This is a genomic window from Desulfosarcina cetonica JCM 12296 (genome assembly GCF_001311845.1).
GTDB classification, from domain to species: domain Bacteria; phylum Desulfobacterota; class Desulfobacteria; order Desulfobacterales; family Desulfosarcinaceae; genus Desulfosarcina; species Desulfosarcina cetonica.
The window spans coordinates 21,286-30,593 of the sequence record NZ_BBCC01000066.1; the positions used below are offsets into that span (position 1 = coordinate 21,286).

Here is a 9,308-nt window from a genome sequence, read left to right on the forward strand (position 1 = left end):
CGACCGATCGACGGCACGGAGCAAGCGGCTCATATGCGCTGCCGGTTGACATGAAAACGAAGGCCCGCACCGGTGACCTCGCTGCGGCCGGTGCGGAAGAACATGAAAATGCCAAGGCCTTGCAGGAAAAGAAGCATGCTGGGGCTGTAGATCCCTTCAAGTCCGCCGAGAAGATCGGGAAGATTGCCGCCGGAAGGAAACAGCCACGGAATCGTAAGACCATAGGGAATCGTCAGCAGGCTCATGATCTGGTAGGCGCTGATGCGACGGTTGCCGCGGAAATCGGCGCGCAGGAATTCGGAGAGAAATCGCCATCCTTGGGTGGCCAGCAAACAGAGAAAATAGGCCCAGGCATATCGGCCGTCCAGAAACAGAAGCGATCCGACAAGGGCGCTGGCCGTGTAGAGCACGGCGGTGACGGCCTGGACGGCAAAGATCTTCTGCCCCTCCAGCTGGTGCGCGTAGGCGATTTTCTTGGTGCTGCCGGTGTAGGTGAAGCTCGCCCAGGCAAAGTAGCGTTGTAAAAAAGGCGGCATGGCCGCCATGGGTCTGCCATAGCAGCAGCCGAAGCTGATGCAGGCCAGGCGGCCGATGCCTTCTCCCAGGGCATACCCCACCATCAGGGCGGCCACCACGGCCATGGCGTCAATCCTGACCGCCGACCATTGCCCGGCCACGCGGGCCATCCCCGTAACCAGCCAGGGAGAAATGACGATGCCCACAAAGGAGGCTGCGCCCACGCTGAAGGTGTGGGGCTTCTTCTCCACCCAACGGGCGATCAGCCGTGAGGCCGGCAGGCAGCAGCCCAACAGGGCGGCAAGCATGGCGGCAAGGACGCCTTTGGATATACCGGCCGCACCGGTCAGCACCAGCACCAGGGCCACGGCCGCGCTAAGGGCCAGGGCGTTGAAAAGGCCGTAATAGGTCAGATTGACGCCCTGCCAGGAGCCATCGTCTTTTTTGCGTATGGGAATCGCGCAGATCATCTGCCAGCGCTCCCCGGGCAAGGCTTTGAAAGCCCAGGCATAGATTCCGGCCAGGATCAGGGCCAGCCCGCCCACAAACAACCCGTTCAGCATCAGGAATGCTCCTTAAGTATTGGCTTTTTACGACGCCGTCATGCTTTGCATCCGATTTCCGAACGCACTTTAACATCGGTTTCCACCAAAGGCGTCCGGAAGTGCCGACTGTAGCGGCTGGTGACGTCCCGGCGCCGCATGTTGGCCAGGATATCGTCGGAAAAGGCCAGGCGCCCTTTTTGGAAAATCAGAATATCCACGCTGCTGCCCGGCCGGTAGAGACTCTTGGGGCAGCCGCGGTCGACGAACATGCCAGCCGACAGGTCCAGCGGGTCGTCATAGCGGAAGGTGCTGTAGCACTGGACAATGTCGCCGATCATCATGGCCACCACCTCGACCATGGCCACCCAGCCGATGCCGCTGCCGCCGGGAACATCCGTGTCGATGATCGTGACCACGCGGCGGTTCTTCGAAAAGGGTGTGGCCATGCAAACCACCGCCGCGGGGTTGCACGAATGACAGCGGCCGTCGATGGTGTAAATATCCTGGATGACGCCCGCCACGGGGGTGTGGTTGTAGTGGTATTTATCCGGCGTGAGTCGGAAGAGGGCGAAGTCGCCATCGGCAAAGGTTTCCCGCCAGTGCGTTTTTTCCCCGCCGAGCAGTTCATCGAATGAGAAGAACTTTTCCTTGAGAAATACCATCTGTTGACGGTCGAAGGAGCCGACGAGCATGCGCGCGTCCGCTGGCGCGACGACCCGATCCGCTGCCGCCGGCATGGGACGGCACTGCCAGTAGCGGATACGGCGTTCGAACAGCTTGCGCGGCGTGTCCAGCGTCGCCGGATCGTCCAGGCATTCGGCCAGGTGGATGCCCATTTGGCGGATGCGCCGGCGGCGACCGGCGCCATTGGTGCCGAAAGTCAGATCGAAGTTGAGAAAACCGAGAACGGCCGACATGCGCCGGGAGGTCGCGGCCCTGAAAAGCAGGCCGGGATTCTCGCGGGCCCGGGTATAGAGCCGCGTGATCAATGGGTCGGCGATGAGTCGTTCGGTGATCACGCCTTCGGTTTCACGGTCGATGTACTGGTGCGGTGTGGCATGGGGCATCAAGGGTCGGAACCTCCGTTGAATCGGTTTGGGATTGGCGGCGCATATGATCGAGGGTCAGCAGCATCAGGTGGATCAACCGGCGCAGGACGGCGACGGAAGATGTTTCGTCAAGGATGCCGCGTCGGTGCGTGTCGATGAACAGGGCCGCATCCTTGCCCTTGAACAGGGAGAACAGCGCCCGGTTGTAGTGGCCGCTGCGCCAGGTGGCGAAGCCATCCAAACGGCGGACCGCCTCGCACCAGTCATTTATGGCTTGCTGCATCTGTTCCTGCTTTAGCTGCCCGCGATAGAAATTTTCCGCGGCGTTGTTGAATGTGTCACTGGTCAGCGCCATGGGCGCGGCGACACCGACGGTCTCGCAGATGCGGCGGGTCAGGCGGGCGGATGTGGTGTCGCGACCGTTCGCTTGGAGACGGCATTCCAGATCGGTTAGCACCGGTGCGTTGCCGCTGGCTTCGATCAGTTCCGGGGCGTCCTGGCGCAAGAGGCTCAGCAGGCGATGACGGAAATCCACCACGCGCACGCGGGTATAGCCCGTGTAACGGCGGCTGGCGCGGATGTTGGCCGTTTTGCGGACCAGGCGGGCCAGCAGCCGGTTGGACGTGTCCGTGCGCACGTAAAAGGTGGGAATCCCGGCCGCGGCGGCAAAAAAGATCTGGCGCCGCTCGCTTTCGATAAAGGGATGGTCGGGAATGTCGCTGTGGGTCACGCTGCCGGTGAAGATGTACTTGTAGGCCAGGGCGGTGATCAGCATCTGCAGGTCGACGGCCGGGGCCATATCACCCTGCAGACGCTCGAAGAGGCTGTAGTGGCGACCCTCGAAACCGCTGAACCCCATGCACTGAAAGTAGCGCGCCCGATAGAGCAGGTACAGGGGCATGCAGGGATCGAAGACGCCCATGTCGCCCAGGTCCGCCTTGAGGCGCAGGTCGTTGCCCGGGCAGCCGTCCAAGGCCGGACTTTCGTCGGTGGCCATCAGGGCCACGAGATAGTCGATGAGCCTGAAGTCGGGGACGATGTCGCCCTTCAGGCGGAATGCGCGCGCCAAGGTGCGATCCAGCCATTCCGGTCCGAAGGGGGTGATGCTGTGACCCAGGATGCGGATGCGGGCCTTCTTCTTCCAGCGCCGCCAAAGCATGCGCAGGTGGGTGAAGTCCAGTTCATGGGGCAGGAAGCCCAGAACCCGCTCGGGATGAAAATCCATGAAATCGATGCGATAGGGTGCCGCCGAATAGGTGCCCACGAACAGGGGCAGGAAGTGCTCGACGATCTTGATCGCCAGGTCGCCGTAATGCTTCTCCTCCAAGGGGTTGAAGCCCGATCCGGGGTCTTGCAGACAGCCGGTCAGACGCCGGCTGCCCAGGCTGATGTGGGTGCCGTTGTTGGCCAGGCTGATGTTGGAGGTATTGGGCAGCACCACGAGATTGTTGGCGATGATGCCCGCCTCGCGCAGCTTGATGACCGCGTTGAGCTGGCTGCGCGAGAGCACCGTGTGGCAAAGGTGCATGTAGTGGTGCTTGGCCTCGCCGTCGTTCCAACCGGAAAGGCAGGGGCTCATGAAGAGCGATCGGTAAAAACTGTCCGAAATGAGGTTGTTGAGCCGTTTCTGGCGCAAGGGCGGGTGCGGCGCGAAGTAGAGCACTGCCTGCTGGCCGCTGTCGATCAAACCGAACTGTCGGTTGGCATATTGGATCAAAAGCTGGGAGAAGAGAAAACGCAGGGCGGTTTCGCAGGCCAGGGCGGCGCCCAGGGACGCCTTTTCACTGGCACGGACCGGGTGAAAGGAGACCGTTTCCGGAGAGGTGTTGTCCGAGAGAAAGTGGCGCATGGCCCGGCGCCCCATATCCCGGATGGATGCATGCACCGCCTTTTGGCCCACGGCATCGGCCAGGGACAGTTTCAGCAGATAACTGATCGGAATCCGCAGGCAGCTCTGGCCGGCAACGGTGACGGCGAACCGGTGGGCATCGTTGCGCCGGGGGCTGTCGGCCCGGCCCTTGTCGGCCCGCAGATCCTCGTCGAAGACTTGCCGGGCATAAGGCAAAGGGTCTCCACCGGCAGACGCACCCAACTGTTTTCCCAAACGCGGTCCGTATTGCTTTCCAAAAACCGTTCCAGGGCGGTGACCCGGGAGGGCGGCGCGTCACCGCGCTGGATGCGCTTCTTCAGGTTGCGGAAAAAACTCGAATCCTCGATCGCCAGTGACAGGTCCACCTGTTGGCGGTGGCCCAGAACGGCGGTCTGATACTCGTTTTCGGACCCGGCCGTGGCGTCGGCGGGCATGAAGGGCAGGGTGCGGGCCAGTCCGTCCGGCGTCGCCGTATCGATGCCCAGCAGATGGCTGACCTTGAACCGGCTAATGGCCGAATTCGCCGGTAGGGCCTTGGGCGGCGATTTCTCTTTCAAGGCAGGTGCGATGGGGTCTTCCAAGGGCAGCATGATGGTGTCTTTCCCGATACGTTGGGGTTTCCCTGAACAGGGCGTGTCGGCCCTGACCGGCCTGTTCTTAGGATTGCCAGATTAGGACCGTGTTATCCGCAGGCTAGAAAATGGTTAGTGATGATTGACGATTCGTAATTTTTACGCGAATCCGTCAAATCTCTAACACGGAACCAACATTCCTCAGAATATAGCATTCAAGATAATGTTTTTGGGCTGCGTTATCGGTCGTCGCGGTATTGGTTATACAGCTTCCTCCCTCTGGCCTTGCCAAAAACATTATCTTAAATACTATAGATTGCGGGGAATTTATCCACCCAAACGGCTTGAAAGAGAGAAGACAACGGTGAATCCTATTATTCATTCCATCCGACACAATCGCATTCCCGGTCAGCTGGTGGTGCAGATCACCGACCGCTGCAACGCCCGCTGCCCCCAGTGCGGCATGCGCACCACGGCGACCTTCCGGCGATCCACCCTATCCACCGATACCATCAGGCGCCTGATCGATGCCGCTGCTGACCGCGGCGTTCAGGCCATTTCCTTTACCGGCGGCGAGCCGCTCCTGGACCTGCCGCGGCTGACCGCGTTGATCAACCATGCCGGTGCCGCCGGCATCCCTTTTATTCGCACGGGGACCAACGGGTTCATTTTCCAGCATGCCGACAGGTCCGATTTCACCGACCGCATCAAGCGGATCGTCGATCAATTGGCCGCAACGCCCCTGCGCAACTTCTGGATCAGTCTCGATTCGTCGGTGGATGCCCTCCACGAGGAGATGCGCGGATTTCCCGGGGTGGTGGCCGGCATCGAAAAAGCCCTGCCGATTTTCCATGCCGCCGGCATCTATCCGGCGGTCAACCTGGGCATCAACCGCAACGTGGGCGGGGCATCCACCCGGGAGCTGACACCTGCCGGCAGTTCATCGGATGCGGCTTATCTGGAAACCTTCTACCATTGTTATCAGGACGCCTTCGAGCGCTTCTATCAACGGGCCATCGACTTGGGGTTTACCATGGCCAACGCCTGCTACCCCATGAGCATCGACGTGCCGGAAAGCGAAAACGGTTTGGCCGCCGTCTATGCCGCCACCACGGTGGCCGATATCGTTCGCTTTGCTCCGGCGGAGAAACGAATGCTCTTCAGCGCGCTGATGGTTGCGATCCGGCGTTTTCGCGCACGGATCCGTATTTTTCCCCCCTATGCGCGCTGGAGGCATTGGTCCGGCAGTACGGCACGGAAGCGTCGCCACCGCCTTACGGTTGCCGGGGCGGGGTGGATTTCTTCTTCGTCAATGCCGCCGACGGACATGCCTATCCCTGCGGCTACCGGGGCAACGAGGATCACGGTTGGGTGTGGGATATGGATTGGCCATCCCATCGGCCGCCGGCCGAGGCAGATGCCTGCCGACGGTGTGACTGGGAGTGCTTCCGCGACCCCTGTGAACTGATGGGACCGCTCTTGGCGGCTTTCGCCCATCCGCTCGGTCTGGCAAGGCGCGTCCTGCGGTCGCCACGTGCCATGGCCACCTGGGCCACGGATCTTTTTTACTACCGTGCCTGCGGTTTCTTTGACGGCCGGCAGGCGCCGGATTATCGGAAGCTCACGCCCTTCGGAACCTCTTCCCAACGCCGCACGCGGGGCTTGGAAGGACTTTTTAACCCCCAATTTAACCAAAAACTATCCGTTTCTTAACCAATCCTTAATACAGCGGGCGTAGAGGTGGGTCGCGAATGAGAAGTCGGGTCCTCCCCGGGTGGCGTGAAATGACGCGCACCGATGGGGACGACGGGGGATGATTACAGAAAGGAAACGCGATGCAGATCGACCTACACGTCCATTCCAAACACTCGAAGCGGCCGTCCCAGTGGATCCTGAAGAAGATCGGTTGCCCGGAGAGCTTCACCGAGCCCCTTGAGCTATACGCCATCGCCCGGCGACGCGGCATGACCCATGTGACCATCAGCGATCATAACACCATTGACGGTGCCCTGGAAATCGCCCATCTGCCGGACACCTTCGTCAGCGAGGAGGCGACTAGCTACTTCCCCGAAGACGGCTGCAAGTTGCACGTTTTGGCCCTGGACATCACCGAGGACCAGCATCGCGAGATCCAGCGTTTGCGCCAGAATGTTTATGACCTGGTGACCTACTTCCGGCAGGAGCAAATTTTCAATATCATCGCCCACCCGCTGTACGCGGTCAACGACCGGCTGACCATCGACCATTTCGAGAAACTGCTGTTGCTCTTTCGGAACTTCGAGCTCAACGGCGCGCGCAACAGCCGGGAGAACCTGACCCTGAAAAGTCTTCTCAACCAACTCACCCCCAGCGACATCGAACGCCTGGCCGATCGGCACGGCATCACCCCCGGATTTGCCCGGGCGCATGAAAAGCGCCTCTTCGGCGGATCGGACGATCACAGCGCCCTGAATATCGCGCGCACCTATACCGAATTCATCGGTGCCGATGATCAGACAACGCGGCTGGCCGTCATGCAGGATCGCCGAGTGGCGGTGCACGGCATCGCGCCCTCACCGCAGACCATGGCCCACAACCTTTACGGCATCGCCTGGCAGTTCTTCCGCCGTAAGTTCAACCTGGGACGCTATGTGGGCAAGGATCCCCTGATCCGCTTCCTGGACAGCTCGCTGACGCCCGAACCGGCGCCCGAGCCGGGCATGCTTTCACGGGTTTACTTCTTCCTCAGCGCGCGTAAGCACAAACGCGTCAAACACCCCCTGTCGGATTCCCTGGCCACCTTGCTGCGCCATGAGACCCAGCGGCTGATCCAGGAGAATCCCGACCTGATGGCCGGCGCGGGCGCCGACGAAACCATCAGTCTCGCGAGCAGCGCTGGTTCGAGTTCGTCAACCGCCTCTCCAATCGGGTCATGGTTCAGTTCGGCAACCATCTGCTGGACCATCTTTCCGGGGCCAATGTCTTCAATATCTTCCACACCATCGGTTCGGCCGGCGGTCTCTACACACTCCTGGCACCCTATTTTGTCGCCTTCTCCCAGTTCACCATGGGACGCGACCTGGGGTTGCAAATTGCCGAACGCTTCGCCCGACCCGCTCAGCGGCGCACCCCGGCCGCCGACGAAGCGGTGCATGTGGCCCATTTCACGGATACCTTCTATGAGATCAACGGGGTGGCCCTGACCCTGCAACAGCAGGTCCATTTGGCCATCAGCACCAACCGGCACTATACCCTGATCACCTGTGACGACCAGAACCGGCCGCCGGAGAAAGGCGTCACCCACTTCAAGCCCATCGGCACCTATGAGCTGCCCGAGTACGAGCAGCAAAAGATCTTCTACCCACCGCTCCTGGAAATGCTGGATTACTGCCACCAGCAGGGCTTCAACCACATTCACACGGCCACACCGGGTCCCATCGGCCTGGCGGCCCTGGCCATCGCCCGCTTTCTGCGCCTGCCCATCTCCGGTACCTACCACACGGCCATTCCCCAGTATGTTCAGATTCTCACCGGCAGCGGGTTCATGGAAGAACTGGCCTGGAAGTTCGTGCTCTGGTATTACGACCAGATGGACCTGATCTACGCGCCTTCCCAGAGCACCTGCGACGAGCTGGTGGCCAAGGGCATCAGTGCCGAGAAGATCCGGGTCTACCCGCGCGGTATCGACACCCAGCGCTTCCATCCGGCCAAGCGCAACGGATTTTACACTCGCTGGCCGGCAGCCGATCGGACGGCCAAACTGCTTTACGTGGGCCGGGTTTCCAAGGAAAAGAACCTGCATCTGCTCGCCGAGGCCTATCGCCGCCTGGTGCGAACCGGCGCCAGCGCCACCCTGGCGATTGTGGGGGAGGGGCCCTACCTGGAGGAGATGCAACGCGAAACCATCGATCTGCCCTGCATTTTCACCGGCCGGCTCGATGGTGAGGATTTGGCCGAGGCGTATGCTTCCAGCGACGTGTTTGTCTTCCCCAGCACGACCGACACCTTTGGCAACGTGGTGCTGGAGGCCCAGGCATCCGGACTGCCGGTGATTGTCAGCGACCAGGGAGGACCGGCGGAAAATCTCCTGCCCGGTGAGACGGGCCTGGTGGTCAAGGCCGATTGTGCCGATGCCTTGTACACGGCCATGGCGGATCTCGTGGGGGATGCCCGGCGCCGCCACCACATGAGCATGGCCGCGCGGCAGTACATGGAAAGCCGTTCTTTCGAGACGGCCTTCGACAAGACCTGGGAACTCTTCGGCATGGTCAACGCCCAGAAGAAACAGGCCATCGCCTGATCAGAACAGATCATTCTGAGAGCGGATTGATCTCCATCAGGGCGATGACTTCCGCATCCAGCAGGGTCAACCCCTCCACCTGACGATTGAGACGTTCCTCGGGAATCCCGCCATAACCGGCCAGGTTCCATGCCGCGATTTTTGCCGTGGTGTAACCGAATATTGGCATGTGTTCCTCCTCTTCGCATCCTTGATGGTGGTCTTCTTAATAAGGTTTTTCCTTTCCTCGACCTGCCCGAGGGGATATACTGCATTGGCGATATCTCGCAGATATATCCATTACGGAAAACACTTCTATGTACGGTTAGCTGGTGCCGGCGACCGTGCGGAATGGGCCTGTCGGTTATGGCATCGGTTAGCAACCCTCCTGTTTTCGTTACCGGTGGTACCGGTTATGTGGGCGGTCGCCTGATTCCACGGCTGCTCGATGCCGGCTACCGGGTGCAGGCCCTGGCGCGGTCGCCGGAGCGTCTGCGC

Annotated in this window: 8 protein-coding genes; 4 read left to right on the forward strand and 4 right to left on the reverse strand. The window is 60.9% G+C overall.

Translation table 11 applies throughout. The annotated features are described in order from the left end of the window. Window positions 1-29 precede the first annotated feature (29 nt). Genes JCM12296_RS15875 through JCM12296_RS15885 form a run of 3 tightly spaced genes read right to left on the reverse strand, consistent with a single transcriptional unit; the run spans window position 30 to window position 4,175 of the window. A complete protein-coding gene (locus tag JCM12296_RS15875; protein ID WP_054695003.1) occupies window positions 30-1,079 on the reverse strand; it encodes a prolipoprotein diacylglyceryl transferase family protein in 1,050 nt (349 codons plus the stop codon). A 38-nt stretch (window positions 1,080-1,117) separates the two neighbouring features. Beyond that, window positions 1,118-2,128: a phosphatidylserine decarboxylase gene (locus tag JCM12296_RS15880; RefSeq protein WP_054695006.1), complete on the reverse strand. Its 1,011-nt coding sequence runs from the start codon at window positions 2,126-2,128 to the stop codon at window positions 1,118-1,120. Beyond that, window positions 2,091-4,175 (reverse strand): hypothetical protein, encoded by a 2,085-nt coding sequence (locus JCM12296_RS15885; RefSeq protein ID WP_054695009.1) that lies wholly within the window; start codon window positions 4,173-4,175, stop codon window positions 2,091-2,093. The genes JCM12296_RS15880 and JCM12296_RS15885 overlap by 38 nt, the downstream gene beginning before the upstream one ends. A gap of 741 nt (window positions 4,176-4,916) precedes the next feature. On the opposite strand from JCM12296_RS15885, the gene JCM12296_RS15890 reads away from it, so the two are divergent. The 3 genes from JCM12296_RS15890 to JCM12296_RS44670 all read left to right on the forward strand — a co-directional run bounded on the left by JCM12296_RS15890 (window position 4,917) and on the right by JCM12296_RS44670 (window position 8,831). Next, the gene (locus JCM12296_RS15890; RefSeq protein ID WP_246804406.1) at window positions 4,917-6,020 is read left to right on the forward strand and encodes a radical SAM protein; all 1,104 of its coding nucleotides are present in this window, start codon (window positions 4,917-4,919) and stop codon (window positions 6,018-6,020) included. Between the two features lie 367 nt (window positions 6,021-6,387). Beyond that, window positions 6,388-7,734 carry a PHP domain-containing protein gene (locus JCM12296_RS44665; RefSeq protein WP_246804408.1) on the forward strand — a complete coding sequence of 449 codons (1,347 nt, stop codon included), beginning with the start codon at window positions 6,388-6,390 and terminating at the stop codon, window positions 7,732-7,734. Further along, on the forward strand, window positions 7,725-8,831 hold the full coding sequence (locus JCM12296_RS44670; RefSeq protein ID WP_246804409.1) for a glycosyltransferase family 4 protein: 1,107 nt from the start codon (window positions 7,725-7,727) through the stop codon (window positions 8,829-8,831). The genes JCM12296_RS44665 and JCM12296_RS44670 overlap by 10 nt, the downstream gene beginning before the upstream one ends. A 10-nt stretch (window positions 8,832-8,841) precedes the next feature. Here JCM12296_RS44670 and JCM12296_RS38420 read toward each other — a convergent pair whose 3' ends face one another. Next, window positions 8,842-9,000, reverse strand: a complete 159-nt coding sequence (locus tag JCM12296_RS38420) for a hypothetical protein (RefSeq protein ID WP_157067658.1) — start codon at window positions 8,998-9,000, stop codon at window positions 8,842-8,844. Window positions 9,001-9,176: 176 nt separating this feature from the next. Between JCM12296_RS38420 and JCM12296_RS38425 the strand changes: the two genes are divergently transcribed. Then, a partial coding sequence (locus JCM12296_RS38425; RefSeq protein ID WP_218188125.1) for an NAD-dependent epimerase/dehydratase family protein occupies window positions 9,177-9,308 on the forward strand: 132 nt, incomplete at its 3' end.